This is a genomic window from Marivita sp. (genome assembly GCF_020055635.1).
In the GTDB taxonomy this organism is placed as follows: domain Bacteria; phylum Pseudomonadota; class Alphaproteobacteria; order Rhodobacterales; family Rhodobacteraceae; genus Marivita.
Window position 1 is genome coordinate 35,224 of record NZ_JAIPUT010000012.1, and the last position, 17,808, is coordinate 53,031.

At 63.4% G+C, this 17,808-nt stretch carries 16 protein-coding genes; 11 read left to right on the forward strand and 5 right to left on the reverse strand.

Annotated elements, in window-relative coordinates; translation table 11 throughout:
* Positions 1–4: 4 nt before the first annotated feature.
* Together LCF60_RS08260 and LCF60_RS08265 are read right to left on the reverse strand one after the other, a co-directional pair.
* Positions 5–1,024, reverse strand: coding sequence for a glycosyltransferase (locus LCF60_RS08260; RefSeq protein ID WP_292291032.1), 1,020 nt, complete (start codon positions 1,022–1,024; stop codon positions 5–7).
* Positions 1,025–1,086: 62 nt separating this feature from the next.
* A complete protein-coding gene (locus tag LCF60_RS08265) occupies positions 1,087–2,205 on the reverse strand; it encodes a nucleotidyltransferase family protein (RefSeq protein ID WP_292291033.1) in 1,119 nt (372 codons plus the stop codon).
* Positions 2,206–2,399: 194 nt separating this feature from the next.
* Here LCF60_RS08265 and LCF60_RS08270 point away from each other — a divergent pair, with 194 nt between their 5' ends.
* The 6 genes from LCF60_RS08270 (at position 2,400) to LCF60_RS08295 (ending at position 8,026) form a co-directional block, all read left to right on the forward strand.
* Positions 2,400–2,546: a lasso RiPP family leader peptide-containing protein gene (locus tag LCF60_RS08270; protein ID WP_292291034.1), complete on the forward strand. Its 147-nt coding sequence runs from the start codon at positions 2,400–2,402 to the stop codon at positions 2,544–2,546.
* Between the two features lie 80 nt (positions 2,547–2,626).
* The gene (locus LCF60_RS08275; RefSeq protein WP_292291036.1) at positions 2,627–2,923 is read left to right on the forward strand and encodes a PqqD family protein; all 297 of its coding nucleotides are present in this window, start codon (positions 2,627–2,629) and stop codon (positions 2,921–2,923) included.
* Positions 2,907–3,347, forward strand: coding sequence for a lasso peptide biosynthesis B2 protein (locus tag LCF60_RS08280; protein WP_292291038.1), 441 nt, complete (start codon positions 2,907–2,909; stop codon positions 3,345–3,347). The genes LCF60_RS08275 and LCF60_RS08280 overlap by 17 nt, the downstream gene beginning before the upstream one ends.
* The gene (locus LCF60_RS08285; RefSeq protein WP_292291039.1) at positions 3,344–5,233 is read left to right on the forward strand and encodes an asparagine synthetase B; all 1,890 of its coding nucleotides are present in this window, start codon (positions 3,344–3,346) and stop codon (positions 5,231–5,233) included. The genes LCF60_RS08280 and LCF60_RS08285 overlap by 4 nt, the downstream gene beginning before the upstream one ends.
* Positions 5,230–6,210 carry a hypothetical protein gene (locus LCF60_RS08290; protein ID WP_292291040.1) on the forward strand — a complete coding sequence of 327 codons (981 nt, stop codon included), beginning with the start codon at positions 5,230–5,232 and terminating at the stop codon, positions 6,208–6,210. The genes LCF60_RS08285 and LCF60_RS08290 overlap by 4 nt, the downstream gene beginning before the upstream one ends.
* Entirely contained in the window at positions 6,197–8,026 is a 1,830-nt protein-coding gene (locus LCF60_RS08295) for an ABC transporter ATP-binding protein (protein ID WP_292291042.1), read from the forward strand. Before LCF60_RS08290 ends, LCF60_RS08295 begins: the two co-directional genes overlap by 14 nt.
* Before the next feature lie 25 nt (positions 8,027–8,051).
* On the opposite strand, the gene LCF60_RS08300 is transcribed toward LCF60_RS08295, so the two are convergent.
* Positions 8,052–9,305, reverse strand: a complete 1,254-nt coding sequence (locus tag LCF60_RS08300; RefSeq protein WP_292291044.1) for a hypothetical protein — start codon at positions 9,303–9,305, stop codon at positions 8,052–8,054.
* A gap of 2 nt (positions 9,306–9,307) precedes the next feature.
* Positions 9,308–10,330, reverse strand: a complete 1,023-nt coding sequence (locus tag LCF60_RS08305; RefSeq protein ID WP_292291045.1) for a hypothetical protein — start codon at positions 10,328–10,330, stop codon at positions 9,308–9,310.
* Between the two features lie 130 nt (positions 10,331–10,460).
* Here LCF60_RS08305 and LCF60_RS08310 point away from each other — a divergent pair, with 130 nt between their 5' ends.
* Complete coding sequence (locus LCF60_RS08310; RefSeq protein WP_292291046.1) at positions 10,461–11,297, forward strand: sulfotransferase domain-containing protein; 837 nt, start codon at positions 10,461–10,463, stop codon at positions 11,295–11,297.
* 142 nt (positions 11,298–11,439) lie between these two features.
* Positions 11,440–12,237, forward strand: coding sequence for a sugar transferase (locus LCF60_RS08315; protein WP_292291047.1), 798 nt, complete (start codon positions 11,440–11,442; stop codon positions 12,235–12,237).
* 16 nt (positions 12,238–12,253) lie between these two features.
* On the opposite strand, the gene LCF60_RS08320 is transcribed toward LCF60_RS08315, so the two are convergent.
* A complete protein-coding gene (locus tag LCF60_RS08320) occupies positions 12,254–13,534 on the reverse strand; it encodes an ArgE/DapE family deacylase (protein ID WP_292291049.1) in 1,281 nt (426 codons plus the stop codon).
* 338 nt (positions 13,535–13,872) lie between these two features.
* Here LCF60_RS08320 and LCF60_RS08325 point away from each other — a divergent pair, with 338 nt between their 5' ends.
* The 3 genes from LCF60_RS08325 (at position 13,873) to pstA (ending at position 17,793) form a co-directional block, all read left to right on the forward strand.
* On the forward strand, positions 13,873–14,913 hold the full coding sequence (locus LCF60_RS08325) for a substrate-binding domain-containing protein (protein WP_292291105.1): 1,041 nt from the start codon (positions 13,873–13,875) through the stop codon (positions 14,911–14,913).
* A gap of 88 nt (positions 14,914–15,001) precedes the next feature.
* Positions 15,002–16,474: a phosphate ABC transporter permease subunit PstC gene (gene pstC / locus LCF60_RS08330; RefSeq protein WP_292291051.1), complete on the forward strand. Its 1,473-nt coding sequence runs from the start codon at positions 15,002–15,004 to the stop codon at positions 16,472–16,474.
* Positions 16,471–17,793 carry a phosphate ABC transporter permease PstA gene (gene pstA, locus LCF60_RS08335; RefSeq protein WP_292291052.1) on the forward strand — a complete coding sequence of 441 codons (1,323 nt, stop codon included), beginning with the start codon at positions 16,471–16,473 and terminating at the stop codon, positions 17,791–17,793. The genes pstC and pstA overlap by 4 nt, the downstream gene beginning before the upstream one ends.
* Positions 17,794–17,808 lie beyond the last annotated feature (15 nt).

Sequence of the window (17,808 nt, forward strand, 5' to 3'; positions counted from 1 at the left end):
GGCATCAGGCAGAGGCCCCCATATCGGTCCAGTGTGACAGCAGGCGCTTGAGTTCGAGCGTTCGGACGAAATTTCGTTTCGGGCACCAGTCAAGCTGCACCTTCAGGCTTTTCCGGAACCGTGACGCGACGTGGTCGAAGGCCTCGCGGGGTTCCCGGTGTCGCGCGATCTTCATGATGCGCGCGGCTCCGTCGAAGGCCCGGCGCAAGGTGGCGCGGTCCAGCAGGTGCTGGCCCTGGTAAAGGTCGACCACGGCGGCGGCATCATGGGTCTCGGGGGCGTCCTCGAGATAGGCAAGCTGCATCCGGGTCGGCACGCTCAGGCTGAGCCTGCGTCCCTCCGGCCCACGTTTCTTCATGATGGAGGCACCATGGATGCGGTAATCGACGAGCAGATCGGGAAGGTTGTCGATCCGTCCTCCGGCCATGATCAGGCGCGCCCAGAGGTCGCTGTCCTGCGCGGTCCAGTATCGCCGGTCATATCCGCCTATTCCGGTGAGGGCATCGGCGCGGATCATCGCGCCCGGATGCAGCAACGAGCTTTGAAACAGCGATACGAAGGCAATCTTGTCGGACCCCGTCACCGGCACCCGCTGGCCGATCACCTTCCCCGTCTCGTCAATCTTGCGGAAACCGCAGGACAGGGCGGCCAGCTTTGCATCCGACCGCATGCGATCATGCTGCACCTGCAGGCGGTCGGGGTGATAAAGGTCATCCGCGTCCGCGCGGGCAATCAGATTTCCCCGGCAATATTGCAATCCCGTGTTCAGGGCATGCGCAAGCCCGTCCGCCTGGGCATCGTCAAGGCGCAACACCGTCAATCGCGGATCCTGCTTCGCCCAGTCGCGCAGGATTTGCGGCGTGCTGTCCGAGCTGGCATCATCCACCACCACGAATTCGACCGCCGAAGCGGTCTGTGCCCGCAGGCTGTCGATGGTGGCCTGCAGAAAGGGCGCGCCATCCCTGACAGACATCAGGACGCTGATTTCCGGCTTGTCCGGAGCGCGGGATGGACGGTTCGGCATGTGGACGTGACCTCGGTCGCAAGAAAATTACCCCTCTCGTGACTGGAACGTTGCACCGGCTGTCAGGTTCCGACGGCCGCCTTGTGCTCCTGGTCGAAATGCCGTGTCAGTTCCGAGGCCCCGTACCAAAGCGACTGCGACACCATCCGCCCGACATGTCGTTCACAGGCATCAACCAGGATATCCCGCCGACGTGGCAGAGCCGACTGCGCTGGAGATTCCAGAAGCGTCAGAAGCAGATCGGCGTCACTGACACCCGGCATGACCTTTGCCAGCCGGGCTTCCATGTCGCTGTAATTATGCGGAAACAGCGCGTGCAGGATGCGCAGCGCGATCAGAGCCGTTCCGGTCAGGCGCTGTTCCGCCGCGACCTCCAGGAAGGCCGCCACGCGCGCGGTCTGACCATGCCCGAGAAGCTGCGACAGGTCCCAGGCATGGGTGATCATCTTCGACTTCGACACCAGCCCCTTGATCAGGTTCATCGCCGGCACCAGCGGCAACAAGCGTCGCGGAACGACCTGCCAGTGCTGGCCGCGATGGCTGATTACCGCGTCAGGATCGAAAAACGCGCCCAGGTTCGCCGGTCCGGGTGTGCCCGGCTGCTGAAGCCCGTTGTGCAGGTCGATTGCCCGGTAGTCGCCGGTGTCCGGGTACAGGTGCCGTTCCCCGAGAAAGGTCTCCCACCAGAGCGACCGCTCGAACTTGGGGTTGAACCCGATTGACCCAAGCAGGTCGACCACCGCCCGAAAGCTTTTCCTGGGAACCAGAAGGTCAATGTCGCCGCTCGGGCGCAGGAAGAAATCGCGGTAAATCTGATGCTGTTGGTGGATGCCCTTGAAGAACACGTAGCGATGCCCGCTGTCCTCCAGCGCCCGTGCGACGAGGGTCGATTGATCCACCAGAACCGCGTTGATTTTCATGATCTTGGACTGCCAGCGCAGGGTCTTCCCTTCCAGCCAGAGCCGATCCTGCCCCTCGAGAACCGGTGCCAGTCCGGAGGCGAAATGGGTCAACATCCAGTTGCTCCGCGCCAGCACTCCGGCGCCGATCACATCCTCGCGTCGGACGTCAAGAAATCTCGGCGGTTTTACGCCGGCGGCCAATCGAAGGCCGACCAGGAAAAGCTGTTCGCGTGGCTCCAAGCCATGAATTTCCGAGTTGCTGAGCTCCACTTGCATCATAAAACCTCAATAAACGAGCGACTTTAGGTCGCAAGACTTCGATTACAAACATTACGTCGATGGTTTGGCAACCATTCGCCCATTCCTGCGTTTCAAGCCGTGTCCGGATATTTTTTGAACGTCCGGGCCTTCACGGCGCTTACGACAGGCACCCTGCCTGTCGGGGCGCAAACGACAACAGAAAGGTGAAACCAATGAAGTTTGAAACCACAGCATATGAGAAGCCGACGCTGACCGCACTCGGGACGGTCGAGGACATGACGCATGGCGCGTCCGCAGGTTCGGAACTCGACAACGATTTCCCAACTGGAACGGATTTTGGCGATCTGACCTTTAGCTGATCGCGCTCGGTGCGACACGTGTGGGCCGATCCCGTCGGCCCACACGGTTCGGGTTCTCAACATCATTGGATGGGTCAGCCATGATCTCTCAGCCAAACACCACATTCACCTCCTGTTCGCATGTCGTCAGCAGCAATATCGGCGGGTCTCTCGCCCTGCTCGATACGAAGTCTGACAGGTACTTTTCCCTCAACGGCACCGGCGCCACGGTCTGGGAGCTGCTCGAAACGCCGCGAACGCTTCCCGATCTGTGCAGCGAGATCGGCAAGAAGTATCAGCTGTCGCCCGAAGAGTGCCGCGACGACATCGCCGAAATCCTGACCGCCCTTCATCACGAGGGACTGATCGAAGGAGAACGGCATGCGGCGCATAATTGATCGGGCGATCACCCTGTTCCGGTGGTTTCCCATCCTGGTCTCCGCGCTGTTCTGGGTGGTCGTCGCCCGGCTCTGGCTGACCTTCGGAACGCATCGCAGCCTGCGGCCAAAGGTCTTCGAACGCAGCCTGAAAGAGGCACAGGACATCGCGGCGTGGCGTGTCGGTCGCGTGGTCTGGGCCGTGCACCACGCCGCCCGCCTTGTGCCGCGCGCATCCTGCCTGACCCAGGGGCTGGCGGCACAGATCATGCTGGCCCGACGCGGGTTGCCCTCGACGCTCCATATCGGTGTCAAAAAAGACACCGAGACACCGTTTGAAGCCCATGCCTGGCTGACCTTTCGGGGCAGGATCATCCTTGGACATCGCGAGAATCTTCTGGCCCGCTATTCTCAGCTGGCCGAATACGGACCGACCGCGGCATGAGCGGAATTGCAGGCCATATCTGTGCGCGGGGCCAACTGCTGGACGCGGTGACCTCGACCGATCTCTGCACCGGATTGCGCGCGCGTGGACCCGGACGCCTGACCGAATGGTCGCACCCGAGGGCGGCGCTTTATCACCTGCACCTGGGGCCAGGGGATGTCGGGCACAGCTTCGACGCGGCGGGCGATGCCGTCGTGCTGGGCGACATCCGCATCGACAACAGGGCCACGCTCTTGCGCGATCTGGAGATCCCCGACGCGCAGACGCTGACCGACGCCCGGTTGATCGCCGCGGCCTGGAAGGTCTGGGGGCCTGACCTGTGCGCGCGCCTGGTTGGTGATTTTGCCATTGCCATCTTCGAGCCGGCCCGGAACCGCATGTTTCTGGCGCGCGACGCGCTGGGCGTGCGGCCCCTGTTCTGGCGACAGGTCGATCAGGGTATCGCCTTTGCGTCCGACGCGCGGATCCTGTGCCGAGACGCGCCTCCGGCGATGTCTGACGACGAGTTGATCACCTATCTTTCCGGCGCGCCGCGCAATCCCGAAACGACGCAGTACCCAGGTGTGCGCCGGGTCCAGCCGGGGCATTGGCTGGAGTGGCAGGCGGGCGCGGTCGAAACATCGCGCTACTGGGATTTCAGCCTGCAAGAGCGCACCCCTCCCGACCCGAAAGCCGCGTTTCGCGACCAGTTCCGGACGGCTGTCGCCGATCGCCTGTCAGGTCCGGGGACCGTGGCCGCGATGCTGAGCGGCGGGCTTGATTCCTCCTCGATCTGCGTGGTTGCGAACCGCGAAACCGACACGCCCCTGCGCACCTATTCGCTCACCTATCCGGGCCAGTCAGACGCGGATGAAACACCCTATATCGACGCGGTTCTGGCGACCGGAGAGTACGATCCTGTCCGGATCCCCATGACAGAACACCCGCCTTTCGACGCCTTCGATGCCCTTCTCAAGCGCCATGGCGGCCCGTTCGAGGCGCCCGGGCTGACAAAATCCGCGGTCCTGTTCCGACAGGTGGCCAGGGACGGATACACCGTGCTGCTCAGCGGGCATGGGGGCGACGAAGTGGTCTGGACCGGCGTGACCCGCGTGCTTGAACTGGCGCGCCAGAAACGTTTCCTGCGGGCGTTGCCGCTGGTGCCGGTCTACGCCCGCGCCTCGGGCCGGTCTTCGGCTGCGGTGATGGTGGCGCTCCTGCGCACCCACGGCCCTCAAAACCGCGCCCTGCAACGGGTCTGCAGGTCCCTGGCGCAGCGATTGCGCCCCCGCGATCAAGAAACCGGAGCTCTGCTGCGGGATCGGTGCCTGAACACCGACACGACCCGGCAAACCCAGACGCCGCAACGCTCGGAACCCGATCGTTCTGATCCGAATGCGGCGCATCACCTGGACAGGGCGCATCATGTCGAGACGCTTTCGTCGCCCCTTGTCCAGCGCGCGTTCGAGATCCTCGACGCCGAGGCGGCGGCGGCGGGCATCGAATTGCGGTTTCCCTTCTACGACCGGCGCCTGGTCGAGTTCTGCGTCGCCCTTCCGGCATCGGAAAAATTCGCCCACGGGCAGACCCGCAGCATCCTGCGTCGCGGCTTGAAGGGCATCCTGCCCGCCAAGATCGCAAGACGACGGGACAAGACCGACTTTTCCGCAGAAATCGGGCGCCGCCTGGTGCGCCACCACGACGAAATTCTCAGGGATGTCGCCGATGACGCGACAGGGCGGCTGCACGGCATTCTCGACATGCCCGCGCTGCGCGACGCCATAGACACGCTGCGCCGCGACCCCGACAGGCTTGGAGGCCGGGACATCGGGTTCCTGTGGCGTGTCGCCAGCCTGCACCTCTGGATGCGCATGATGAAGACCCCCAAGACCGGAGACCGACCATGAATGACGTCCATACCACTGGCCTGCCCTTCAAATCATCCAGAGCCGCGCCCCAACCCCATCACTATACGGCGTTCGGCCTGACTTTCAGCTCTGACATACGTTTCGACGAATTGACGCGGGTCGATCCCTGCGTTGCGGACATCGAGGTCCGGCGCGGCGCCATCGACCTGTCAGAGGCCGCGCCCGGGCGTTCCATCCGGTTCGACTTTGACCGCGACGAATACCTGTTCTGCTGGAAGGACGTGGCAAATTTCCGCATCCGCGGCACCGACAGCGTCCTGATCGACCCGTCCCCGGAATGCGACGAGACCATGTTGGCGTTTCCCTTTCTCGGGCCGGTCATCGCCTTGCTCCTGCATCTGCGCGGCAAGCTGGTTCTGCACGCAAGCTGTGTCGCGGTTGCGGGTCTGGGCGTGTCGTTTCTGGGTGCCAAGATGGCCGGAAAATCGACCACCGCGGGCGCGTTCGTGCGCGCCGGGTACCCGCTGCTCAGCGATGACGTGGTGGCCCTCGATCTCGACGGCAATGGCGGCGCTTCGGTGGCCCCGGCCTTCGGCCAGATCAAGTTGGCCCCGGATTCGTCGGACGCGCTTGCGCTCGGGGCGCAGATCATGACCGACGGAGACCGCAAGAAACTGCCGAAACAGGCGCATCGGATCGCGGGGGCGCTGGCCTCGGCCGAGGTGCCCATGTCGCGCATCTGCATTCTCGAGCGGGGCGACACCGCCGCGATGCACCTGATGAGTCCCGAAGAGGCGCTGCCGGAACTGCTGTGCCATTCCTATGTCAACCGGTTCGGCCGCTCCGCCCTGCCCAGCCGGGAAAAGACCCTGCACATGACGCACTGCGCCCGGGTGCTGTCCGAGATACCGGTCTACCGGCTGACCGTGCCAACGGGGCTGGACCGGCTGTCCGAAGCGGTCGGTCTTGTGCGGTCCGAGATGACGGAACCGACGAGGGCCCATGCATCCGGCTGATCCCTATTCCGAGGAAACCTCCAAGGGCGAGCTGTCGTCCTTCCTGCGCTACCTGTCCCGCAAGTCGGGACGGCGCGGGCTCTGGGCGCTGGCGCTGCAACTTGCCGGCAGCCTGACCGAAGGCGTGTCGGTCCTGTTGCTCGTGCCGATCCTGACGCTGGTCAACCGCACCGAGAGCAACCCGACCGTCACTCTGCCCGACGGCGACGGAATCGGTGTGATCACCCGGGGCGCCGAGGTGGGGCTGCCGCTTGCCCTGACGGCGCTGGTGGTGGTGGTCATCCTGATGGCGCTCTTCAACCGCCTGCGGATGATCTTCACGGCAGACCTGGTCTACGAACTTCTCAACGACCTCCGGCTCGACCTCGTGCGCGCCATCACGCAGGCCCGCTGGACCGCCTTCGTGCGCTCCCGCGAGGCCGATCTGACACATATCCTCACCGGCGATATCGACCGGGTGCAAAGCGCCACCGCCTCCACCCTGTCGATCTTTCAGAACCTGTTCAGCATCGCGGTCTACCTGGCCGCGTCGCTGTTCATCTCGGTGCAGATGACCCTGCTCGCGGCGGTGATCGGCGCGGTCATGCTGGTGGTGCTGACGCCGCTGCGCCGGCATGCCCGGCGATTGGGCCGGTCGATCACGTCCAACAGGCGGTCCCAGTACCGGATGGTGTCCGACATGGTCACGGGCATGAAGATGACCAAGCGGCTGAACGCCGAGGCCGGCAGCCTGCACCGGCTGGAAGACACGCTGGGCGAGATGCGGCGCAACACGGTGACCTTCGTGTCCGCCAGTTCCTGGGGGTCTGCCGGGTTCAATATCTTCAGCGTGGCGGGTCTTGCGATCTTTGTCTGGGTCGCGCTGACCCGGACGCAGATGCCGCTGCCCGAACTGGTGATCCTGCTGTTTGTCTTCATGCGCATCGCGCCGCGCTTTCTGACCACCCAGTCGCTCTGGCAACAGGTCCTGCAGAACCTGCCCGCATTCCACGCCATCCGGTCGATGACGCGCTATTTCGAGGACCGCAGGGAGGTGCCGTCGACCGACGTGCAGGCACCGCCGCTGAACGACCGGATCGTCCTCCGCAACCTGTTTTTCGGCTATGGCGACGACACGCCGAACGTGCTGTCCGATGTTTCGATGGTGTTGCGCAAAGGAGAGGTCACCGCGGTCATCGGGCCGTCGGGGTCGGGCAAGAGCACCCTGGCCGACCTGCTGATGGGATTGCTCGAGCCGGATCGTGGCGAGATCCTCGTCGATGGCACCGAGATCGACGCCAGCCTCAAGCGCGCGTGGCGACGCCAGGTCGCCTTCGTGCCGCAGGATGTGCTGTTGCTGCACGACACGATTGCGAACAACCTGAGGCTTGCGCGCCCCGACGCCACCGATAGCGATATCGAAGAGGCGCTGCGCAGCGCCCATGCGTGGACCTTTGTAAGCGCCCTGCCCCACGGGATTCACACCAATGTCGGGGATCGCGGCCTGTGGCTTTCGGGGGGCGAACGGCAGCGCATCGCACTCGCCCAGGCCCTGTTGCGCAAGCCTCGGCTTCTGATCCTCGACGAGGCGACCAGCGCGCTGGACTGGGAAACGCAGGCGTCGATCGCCAAGGCGATTGCCGGGCTCAAGGGCGACATGACCATTCTCACGATTGCGCACCGTCCGTCGATGATCTCGTTCGCCGACCGGGTTGTTGCGCTGTCGGATGGCAAAGTTGCGGAAACCGGCGGATATGCCGAACTTTCGGCCGATGGAAACAGCCGTCTGTCACGCATGCTGGCAACCGAGGAGAACCGGGAACTGACAGCGTCGTGAAGCACAGGTCGGGCCGCAGGCGGGTTCAGTCGCTGCGGCTCAGAAGATGCACCTGCCGTCCGCCATCCTCGAGGGTCGTGACAAGAATATGCTGCCCGTCCGGGCTGGGCACCGGATGCAGATCACAGCGGAACGGCCCCTTGGCGGGCGTGTGATTTCCGAACTGCGCAATCCTCTCGGCCTGCCCGGTCTTCAGGTCCAGAATGCAGACGTCGATCTCTTCCCGGTAGGGCGTGTCGAAGACGAACCTGTCAGGCAGGCCGGGGATCTGGCGGATATGCACATTCGCGTCCAGCACCGACGGCGCGAACACCGCCTCTTGCGTGCCGGGACCGGCATCGCGGAACAGGCGCACCTTGCCCTGTTGCCAGAAATACAGCCGATCCCGGTCATACCAGATCACATGCGATGTCGCGGGGGCCAGAAGCCGCAGATCGCGCCCGTCGACGCCGCAGGTCAGACTGTAGCCCATCGCCTCGTTCCACGGACCGCCCGGAACCCGAAATCGCAGCTTGACGGTAAAGCGGGTCCCGTCCGGCGACAGTTTCGCATGGTTGAACCAATAGATGTACCGACGGCGCAGGTGCCCCAGACGCGACCGCAGACCAAGCTGGCGCATCAGGAACCGGACCGCGCGTTTCAGCGACAGGATCAGCGCCGCATCGCCCGTTTCAAGATCCACGCGCCACACCCCGTCATCATCCGGCTTGCGGTCAAGCCTGCTGTCCGTGTCATCCATGTCACCGGAATAGCCATAGCCCGGACGCAGCGTGTTCAGCCGCAAGAGGTTGAGCGACAGCATGTGCCTGCCATCGGGGTCCACCGCGTAGACAGCGCGCGGCAGCGTGCGGGTCCGGCCGGTTGCAAGGTCATGCACACGCGCCACGATCCGCCCGTCCTCGCGGTCATTCCAGATAACCTGCGATCCCCCGCTTTCATCCCCGCCGACCCATTGCGCCATCGGTCCCTGCTGCACGCTCCAGGCGCGGCTTTCACCGATGGGGGTCCAGCGCCGTGCCGGATCCATGACGTCGATCACGCCGATCTCGATCGTGTCGTCGCCGGACGGATGACGCCCCGCAACCGAGGTCCGGTAAAGCACGACGCGGCGGCTTTCGGCGTCGAAGACGGGAATGTCGTAATAGCTGTGACTGTGAAACCGGCCCGCTGCGGTGCCATTGGTCAGGCGCGTCTGCACCCATGTCATCGGCTTGGGATCGCCATCGGGGTTGAGCGACGCAGCCGCGTCTTCGGCGACGGAGGGGGCATGTTGGTGCATTTCTAGGGTTCTCCGGCCTCGGCCAGGGACAGGAAGTCGAATTCCTCGATCATGTCGCGCACCCTGGCGATCTGGCCGGGCGACCAGGCCACGCTGTGCCGGCTGCGGTTTTCCCCGTGCCGCACGATCGACGCGGCATCCTCGACGAACCCGCCCCGGTCCTCGAGATCGAGAAAGCCAAGGATGCGGCGCAGCCCCGCCGCGGGATCGCGCGCAAAAGCCTCGTAGCCGACCCCAAGCCAGTGGTCCGCCGGAACCCGCGCCTGAAGATCCCGGACACCGGCACAAAGCGACCGGAAATCGTCGATCATCGCGTCATCGGCGCTGTCGGCGATGGACTTGCCGGCCTCGGCCTTCAACGCCGCCTTGAACGCGCTTGAATCCGGACTTGAGATGCGCAACCGGTCATAGGCCCCGCCCCGCCGCAGCGACATGGTGGCGATGTTGTCGAACGGGTTGCGCACCACCAGCAACCACTTGCACGGCAGCGCAATCCGCTCGTGCAGCCTGTCGAGCAGCCCGGCATCCCTCTGCATGCGCCGAACCGCCCAGTCGCCCTTCTTGTCCCCGATGACCAGCGGCGCGTCGGAGCGTCCGTTATGCTGGTTCGGCACGACATAGGCGAACCCGTTCCAGTAACGCCCGTGATCCATGAAAGCGGCCGATTGCGACCCGATCAGCGCGAAGATCTCGTCTTGCGACCACCCCGCGTCGAGCAGACCCAGAACATCGAGCTCGTGTGACACCACCGCATCGGGATGCGCATCCACCAGCGACCCGATCAGCGAATGACCCGAGCGCGGAAAGCCCGCGAATTGAAGAAAGCTGTGCGTATGGGTCGTCGATTGCCCGCCGGTCCGTTGCCACCACTTGGCGCGAGCCTTCAGTTCAAGCAGTGATTTCGGTCGATGATGGCGCGAGGCATCGTGATCGAAAACGGGCACCGTGTGTTCGCCCGTCCTGCGCCGCAGCACCGTGTCCACTTTGTGTTTGATCCGGTGAACCGGCGAATCCTGGCTTGGCACGTTGGATGACCTTCAAAATCTGGCTACGCAAACAAACGTCATGCAACCCGAATGGTTCCTTGCTCGTTTACCAAGCCATGACGGCCCGCCTTCCCGATAGGCGCGGGGCCGTTCATCCAAGCGAGGGGCCATGACAAAAACCGACATCATCATTCTGGGTGCCCAGAAATGTGCCACCACCTCCCTGTTCGACGTGATGACGCGTGCGCCCCGCATCGTCGGCGCATCGCCGAAGGAGCCGCATTATTTCAGCACCTGCGAAGACTGGCGCGACGGTCTGGACGACTATCACCGGATATATGCCGCGCAAGCCAATGCATTGCGGCTCGAAGCGTCCACAACCTACACGTTTTTCCCGCATCGCAAGCGTGGGCTCTGGCACGATCTGCATGCCTATAACCCGGCCCTTCGATTGATCTACGTCGTGCGAAAACCCGTCGATCGGATCATGTCCCATTACAAGCATGTCGTCCGGCGGGGCTATTTCTCGGGCACGCTCGAGAAATTTGCGCTGAACAAACCGCAGGCCCTGTCGATTTCGCGCTACTACACGCAGATTCGTCCCTTCATCGAACGTTTTGGCCGCGAACAGGTCCTGCTGCTGCAATACGAGGACGTGATCTCGGGCCGCGCCAACCGCAAGGTTGCAGAGTTTGTCGGTCTCGACCCGGACGCCCTCGGATCAGAACCGGCGCTGTCGAATGAATCTGGCGCGGTTCGGCATCGCAGGTTTTCCGAAGACCGACCCGCCTGGAAACTGCTGAGCGCCGCCAGCCCGAAAACCGCCGAGCGGATCTCGCGTCGGTTGACCCGGTCCCCCCCGGCATCGCCCGATCTGAGCCCGGAGCTGCAGGGCGCGATCAACCACATGCTCGAACCGGACATCCGGGCTTTCGAAAAGCTGAGCGGCTTCGACCTTGGCCACTGGCGCTGTGTGACCATGCCACAGGCTGCGCGCACGGGATAGCGGCGGAATTGCGTCGAAAAATGGACTTTTGCGAGAAAACTCATGCTTTTCCGGGAACTGATCCCCCATCGCACGGTTAGCTGCGAAACGGAGACAGGCATCACGCCGTCGGAATGTTTTCAGCACGACCGGGAGTATGGGCATGAAGACCTTGAATCGGACCGAGAACGGTCCTTCGCAGTTCGCCAACATCGATCGCCTGCCCTTTGGCAGCGGGGTCTTTGATGCCGAGATCGCTGGAAGGGCCGCCGGGGTCGATTTTCCTGCGTCGACCCGTGATGGCGCGACCTGGCCACGGCATGCTGTCGACGATCACCGCATCCCGGACAATGACACGGTCCTTAAGCATGTTTTCGATCGGGTGTTCGCCGCCTTGGCCCTTGTCCTGCTGTCTCCGCTCTTTCTGATGGTGGTGCTGCTGATCCGCTTCACCGATCCGGGGCCGATCTTTTTCGCCCATGAACGCATCGGAAAGCGGGGGCAACGGTTCAAGTGCCTGAAGTTCCGGACGATGGCAGAAGACGGCGACGCCATCCTGGCCCAGCATCTGCGGAACAATCCCGAGGCCGCGGCTGAATGGAACAGCACGCGAAAGCTTCAGGATGATCCCCGCGTCACTCGCCTCGGCGATGCGCTGCGCCGCTCCAGCATCGACGAATTGCCGCAACTCTGGAACATCCTGGTCGGAGACATGAGCGTGGTCGGCCCGCGCCCCATTGTGGACGCCGAAATCCCGCATTACGGCAACGCGATCTTCGACTACCTGTCGGTACGTCCGGGCCTTACCGGCTTGTGGCAGGTCAGCGGACGCAGCGACGTCGGCTACGGCCAGCGTGTCCGGCTGGACACGGAATATGTGCGCACGCGGACGATCCTGAAGGACGCGGCGATCGTCCTGAAGACGATCAAGGTCGTCGCCTTCCGCGAAGGCAGCTGCTAGCCCGACTGCGACCCAGCTAGATCTTGTTCACCCCGCACCACTCGGCGATGAACAGGGCCATCGCGACGGTGATCCGCTGCACCGAGGCGATGCTGACCCGTTCGTCGAAGCCGTGGATATTCTCGGAAATCGGACCGTAACACAGCGACGGAATGTCATTGTAAAGCCGGTACACCCGGCAATCTAGGTATCCCGGCGTGGTGAAGCTTTGCAGCGGCTGCCCGGTTGCGGCGCGATGGGCGCGCTCCAGAATGGCCTCGGCCTCGGACCCCGGTTCCTGCACATAGCCTTCGGCAAAGAACCCGTTGAACCGCACGACCGGCGGCGCGCTGCGCAGGTAGCCGTCCTGTTCCGCGAACTGCGCGATGCAGGCTTCGATCTCCCGCGCCGCGTCGGCGGCCCGGATGCCCGGATAAAGTGCGATGCGGCACTGGATCCGGCACCACGCCGGAACCGAAGACCCCCAGTCCCCGCCTTCGATCTTGCCGATATTGAGATTGATCGGATGGTCCAGATCCTCGAAATGCCGATGGTCGTGCCGTTGCGCGTTCCATCTTTCCTCCAGACCACGCAATGCGCCGACCACCCGGTGCGCCGCGTCGATGGCATTGGCCCCCGCCCCCATCTCGCGCACATGCACCGGCTTGCCCCGGACCTCGATCTCGAACCACAACGTGCCGACATTGGCACGGACCAGCATTTCCTCTTCCGGCTCGGGGATCAGCACGGCATCGGCCGTGTGCCCCTTGAGAAAGGTCATCAAGGCGCCGTTGCCGGTGGATTCCTCCTCCACGACCGACTGGATCTCGACCCGCGCCGCCGGAGAAACCCCCGCCGCCTTCAGCGCATCCATCGCAAAGATCATCGCCGCGTGACCCGCCTTCATGTCGGCCCCGCCCCGCCCTGCAAGCCAGTCACCGTCGATCCGTGGCTCGAAGGGCGGTGAGGTCCACATGTCGGCCGGGCCTGCGGGAACAACATCGGTATGCGATTGCAAGATCAGCGAGTTTCCCGAAACGCGTGTCGGAACATGCGTGCCGATGACGATCGGCGCGTCCGAATGCTCTTCACTGAACTTGCCGCCGCCTTCATGCGCCTCGATCTGTGCCCGGTCCATCTCGAACCGGGTCATCTCGTAGCCGCGCTGCTCGAGCGCGTCGTGGACGAACTGCTGCACCTCGTGTTCCTTGCCCCGCGTCGAGGCAAAGCGCATCAGCGCCTGCGTGAAGTCCAACTGCTCCGCGAACCGGTCCTGCACGGCCCGGCGAATGGCTTCGGTCTGGGTCTGATCCGGCATCTGTCCTGTCCCGCTCCTGACTGTGACCGCCCGAACCGGCGGTGATTCCCCGGCCACTCTAGCGACAGCAGGCCCACTGTCATGTTTCTCGGGGCAAAACAGCCGGAAAAACCGATCGGGCAAAGGTGGGGACCATCAGAACACTGGGATCAATAAGAGAAATTTTTATTTTAATAACAATGTCATAAATCTGTATTTCGCTGACAAGGGCATCCCCGGCGACGACTGTCATCAAACTGTTACGCAACTGTCACAAAAGCATGGCGAAAGCTGACTAGATCCGGCGCCAACGGTCATCAGGGGGATGGCCGAGAGATGTCCAACCTCAAGGAGCTGACATTATGTCCGTAAAACTCTCCGTATCGGCACTTGCCATTGCTGCCGTTTCCGCAACGGCTGCTGCAGCCCGCGACAACGTCCAGATCGCCGGCTCGTCCACGGTTCTGCCCTACGCCTCCATCGTCGCCGAAGCGTTCGGTGAAAACACCGACTTCCCGACACCGGTCGTGGAATCCGGCGGGTCGTCGTCCGGTCTCAAGCGCTTCTGCGAAGGCGTTGGCGAGAACACCATCGACATCGCGAACTCCTCGCGTCCGATCCGCGAAGCCGAAGTTGCTGCATGCGCCGAAAATGGCGTGACCGACATCATCGAAGTCCGCATCGGCTATGACGGCATCGTGTTCGCGTCGCAGCAGTCCGGCCCGGCGTTCGACGCCTTTGTCCCGTCCGACATCTACAACGCCATCGGCGCGAAGGTCATGAAGGACGGCGAACTGGTCGACAACGACTATCAGAACTGGGCCGAATTCAACGCCGATCTGCCGGATGCCGAAATCGCGATGTTCATTCCCGGCACCAAGCACGGCACACGCGAAGTGTTCGAAGAGCAGGTTCTGCTGGTCGGCTGTGAAGCCACTGGCGCAATGGAAGCGATGATCTCGGGCGGCATGTCCGAAGACGACGCGGAAGACGCCTGCCTCGACGTCCGTCAGGACGGCAAGTCGGTCGACATCGACGGCGACTACACCGAGACACTGGCTCGCATCGACGCCAACACCAACGGCATCGGCGTGTTTGGTCTGGCGTTCTACGAGAACAACCAGGACAAGCTGAAGGTCGCGACCATGTCCGGCGTCGAGCCGACAACCGAGACCATCGCGTCGGGTGAATACCCCGTGTCCCGCCCGCTGTTCTTCTACGTGAAGAAAGCCCATATCGGCGTGATCCCGGGCCTCAAGGACTACGCCCAGTTCTTCATCTCCGATGATCTGGCAGGCCCGAACGGCCCGCTCTCCAACTACGGCCTCGTGTCCGACCCCGAGTTGGCAAAGACACAGCAGATGGTCGCTGACGAAAAGGTCATGGGCGCAGACATGTAATCGCCCGAAGACCTGATCTATCAGGAGGCGGCACACCACGCCGCCTCCTTTTTCTTCCGGAACAACCTCTGAACACCCTGGGGGCACCATGCCGCTACTCTGGCTTTTCCTGATCGTCCTCGCGATTGCCGCTACGGCGTTTGTCCTTTCCCGGTCGCGCGTCCTTGCGATGTCGGGTCAGGACCGGCGCACCCTGCATTCCCTTCCGAATTACTATGGCAGCAATGCCGCAATGAAATCCGCGATCCCGGCCCTGTTGGTCTTGGTGATCTGGCTTCTGGCGCAGCCATTCTACGTCAACAACGCGGTCTCGGGCATGATCCCGGACTCGGCCATTGCCGACAGCTCGTCGCGCGGCCTCGTTCTGGCCGAAGTGCGCCGCGCAGCCGACGGTCTTGACCTCGCGGTCGCGCGTGGCGAGATGTCCGAAGACGAAGCGCGCAATCTCAGAACCGATTTCACCGATGTCACCACGCGGCTCGAGAACGCGGGGGCCATCGTCACGTCGCAGATCACGCAGCCGATCCTGCGCGCCGCGCAGCGGTTCCGGGTGATGAACACCATCGGGTCGCAGATCATGGCGGTGGTGGTTCTGCTGATCGCTCTGGCCGGCGCGTTTTGGGCGTTTCGCGAAACCGACCCGGTATTCCGCGCGCGCAACACTGTCGAACAGGGCATACGTGCGCTGCTCATCGCGGCGGCGTCGATTGCCATCCTGACCACGCTGGGCATCGTCCTGTCGCTGGTCTTCAACACCATCGAATTCTTCCGCCTCTACCCCGCGTCCGAGTTCTTTTTCGGCACCAACTGGGCGCCCAGCTTTTCGGGACGCGGTGGCGCATCCGATCTGGGCATTCTGCCGCTCTTGTGGGGCACGTTCTATATCTCCATCGTGGCGCTGATCGTGGCGGTGCCCATCGGGCTGTTCGCGGCGATCTACCTGTCGGAATACGCCAGCCCCCGGGTCCGCGCCTTCGCCAAGCCGATGCTCGAAGTCCTCGCCGGCATCCCGACCATCGTCTACGGCCTCTTTGCGCTGCTGACGGTAGGTCCGCTGCTGGTCGAAGTCTTCGGCGACGACGGCCTCGGCTGGATGCAGTCCGGCACCGCCGTGATGACCGCCGGTCTTGTCATGGGCATCATGCTCATTCCGTTCGTGTCCTCGCTGTCGGACGACATCATCAACGCGGTGCCGCAATCCATGCGCGACGGGTCATACGGGCTGGGGGCGACGCAATCGGAAACCATCCGCCAGGTCGTGCTTCCCGCCGCCCTGCCGGGCATTGTCGGAGCGATCCTGCTGGCCGCATCCCGCGCCATCGGGGAAACCATGATCGTGGTTCTGGGCGCCGGTGCCGCCGCCCGCCTGAGCCTCAACCCGTTCGAGGCGATGACAACCGTGACCGCCAAGATCGTGTCGCAGCTGACGGGCGACTCGGATTTCGCCTCACCCGAAGCGCTGGTGGCCTTTGCCCTTGGCATGACGCTCTTCGTCATCACCCTCGGGCTGAATATCTTCGCGCTCTATATCGTGCGCAAATACCGGGAGCAGTACGAATGACCGACGCAAGCATGGACAGCGCCCCCGTCAAGGGACGTCTGACAACCGTCGACGCCCGCACCAGGAAACGCAACGCCGCCGAAAAGCGCTTCAAGGCCTACGGTCTGGTGGCGATCCTGATCGGCCTGTTCTTTCTGGTTGTCCTCGCCGTATCGATCCTGCGCTCGGGGCTTCCGGCCTTCACGCAGGCCGAGGTGCAGGTCGAATTCACCCTGACCCAAGAGGAGTTCGACGCCGCCGAAAGCCAGATGCTCAAGACCCGCGCCTATGAGGATCTCTTCATCGCAGCCCTGCAAGGCCAGCTTGAAGAGCGCGGGCTGGAGGTCGCTTTCGACCCGGCCGCCATCGAACGTCTGCTCGGCAAGACCGGCGGCACCATTCGCGAGTTCTTCCTCGAGAACCCGGACCGGATCGGCACGCCGGTGACGTTCGATCTGGCCGCATCGTCGCGTGTCGACGGATATTTCAAGGGCCGCGTCACCCGTGACACGGTGGTGGACAGCCGGTTCCTGATGGTCAGCGACCTTGATCTGGTGGATGCGCTGGCCGATGCGGGGATCATCACGTCCAGCTTCAACTGGAACTTCATCACCGGATCGGATTCCGGCGTCGACAACCCCGGCGGCGCGGGCATCGGCGTATCGGTGATCGGGTCGTTCTTCATGATGCTGGTGGTGCTGGCCCTGTCGCTGCCCATCGGCGTGGCCGCATCGATCTATCTCGAGGAATTTGCACCGCAGAACTGGTTCACCGACCTGATCGAGGTGAACATCTCGAACCTTGCCGCCGTGCCGTCCATCGTGTTCGGCATCCTTGGCCTTGCGGTGTTCATCCAGTTCATGCACCTGCCGCAATCGGCACCTCTGGTCGGTGGCCTGGTGCTCACGCTGATGACCCTGCCGACGATCATCATCTCGACCCGCGCGTCGCTCAAATCCGTGCCGCCCTCGATCCGCGAAGCCGCACTGGGGGTCGGGGCCTCAAAGATGCAGACCGTGTTCCACCACGTCCTGCCGCTGGCCGCGCCCGGCATCCTGACCGGCACCATCATCGGTCTGGCCCAGGCGCTTGGCGAAACCGCGCCGCTGCTGCTGATCGGCATGGTCGGTTTTATCGCCCGCGCCTATCCCGAAGGGGTTGTATCCGGCTTCATCGACCCCAACTCCGCGATGCCGGCACAGATCTACACATGGGCCGCCCGCGCCGATGCGGGGTTCTACGAAAAAGCCTGGGGCGGGATCATCATCCTGCTCATCTTCCTGCTGACGATGAACATCATTGCCATCATTCTGCGCCGTCGCTTCGAGCGCCGCTGGTAACAAGGACCCTGCCTC

Bases quoted from the DNA above. Each gene is read 5' to 3' on its own strand.
- LCF60_RS08260 (WP_292291032.1), bottom strand. From the start codon at position 1,024: ATGCCGAACCGTCCATCCCGCGCTCCGGACAAGCCGGAAATCAGCGTC.
- LCF60_RS08265 (WP_292291033.1), bottom strand. From the start codon at position 2,205: ATGATGCAAGTGGAGCTCAGCAACTCGGAAATTCATGGCTTGGAGCCA.
- LCF60_RS08270 (WP_292291034.1), top strand. From the start codon at position 2,400: ATGAAGTTTGAAACCACAGCATATGAGAAGCCGACGCTGACCGCACTC.
- LCF60_RS08275 (WP_292291036.1), top strand. From the start codon at position 2,627: ATGATCTCTCAGCCAAACACCACATTCACCTCCTGTTCGCATGTCGTC.
- LCF60_RS08280 (WP_292291038.1), top strand. From the start codon at position 2,907: ATGCGGCGCATAATTGATCGGGCGATCACCCTGTTCCGGTGGTTTCCC.
- LCF60_RS08285 (WP_292291039.1), top strand. From the start codon at position 3,344: ATGAGCGGAATTGCAGGCCATATCTGTGCGCGGGGCCAACTGCTGGAC.
- LCF60_RS08290 (WP_292291040.1), top strand. From the start codon at position 5,230: ATGAATGACGTCCATACCACTGGCCTGCCCTTCAAATCATCCAGAGCC.
- LCF60_RS08295 (WP_292291042.1), top strand. From the start codon at position 6,197: ATGCATCCGGCTGATCCCTATTCCGAGGAAACCTCCAAGGGCGAGCTG.
- LCF60_RS08300 (WP_292291044.1), bottom strand. From the start codon at position 9,305: ATGCACCAACATGCCCCCTCCGTCGCCGAAGACGCGGCTGCGTCGCTC.
- LCF60_RS08310 (WP_292291046.1), top strand. From the start codon at position 10,461: ATGACAAAAACCGACATCATCATTCTGGGTGCCCAGAAATGTGCCACC.
- LCF60_RS08315 (WP_292291047.1), top strand. From the start codon at position 11,440: ATGAAGACCTTGAATCGGACCGAGAACGGTCCTTCGCAGTTCGCCAAC.
- LCF60_RS08320 (WP_292291049.1), bottom strand. From the start codon at position 13,534: ATGCCGGATCAGACCCAGACCGAAGCCATTCGCCGGGCCGTGCAGGAC.
- pstC (WP_292291051.1), top strand. From the start codon at position 15,002: ATGCCGCTACTCTGGCTTTTCCTGATCGTCCTCGCGATTGCCGCTACG.
- pstA (WP_292291052.1), top strand. From the start codon at position 16,471: ATGACCGACGCAAGCATGGACAGCGCCCCCGTCAAGGGACGTCTGACA.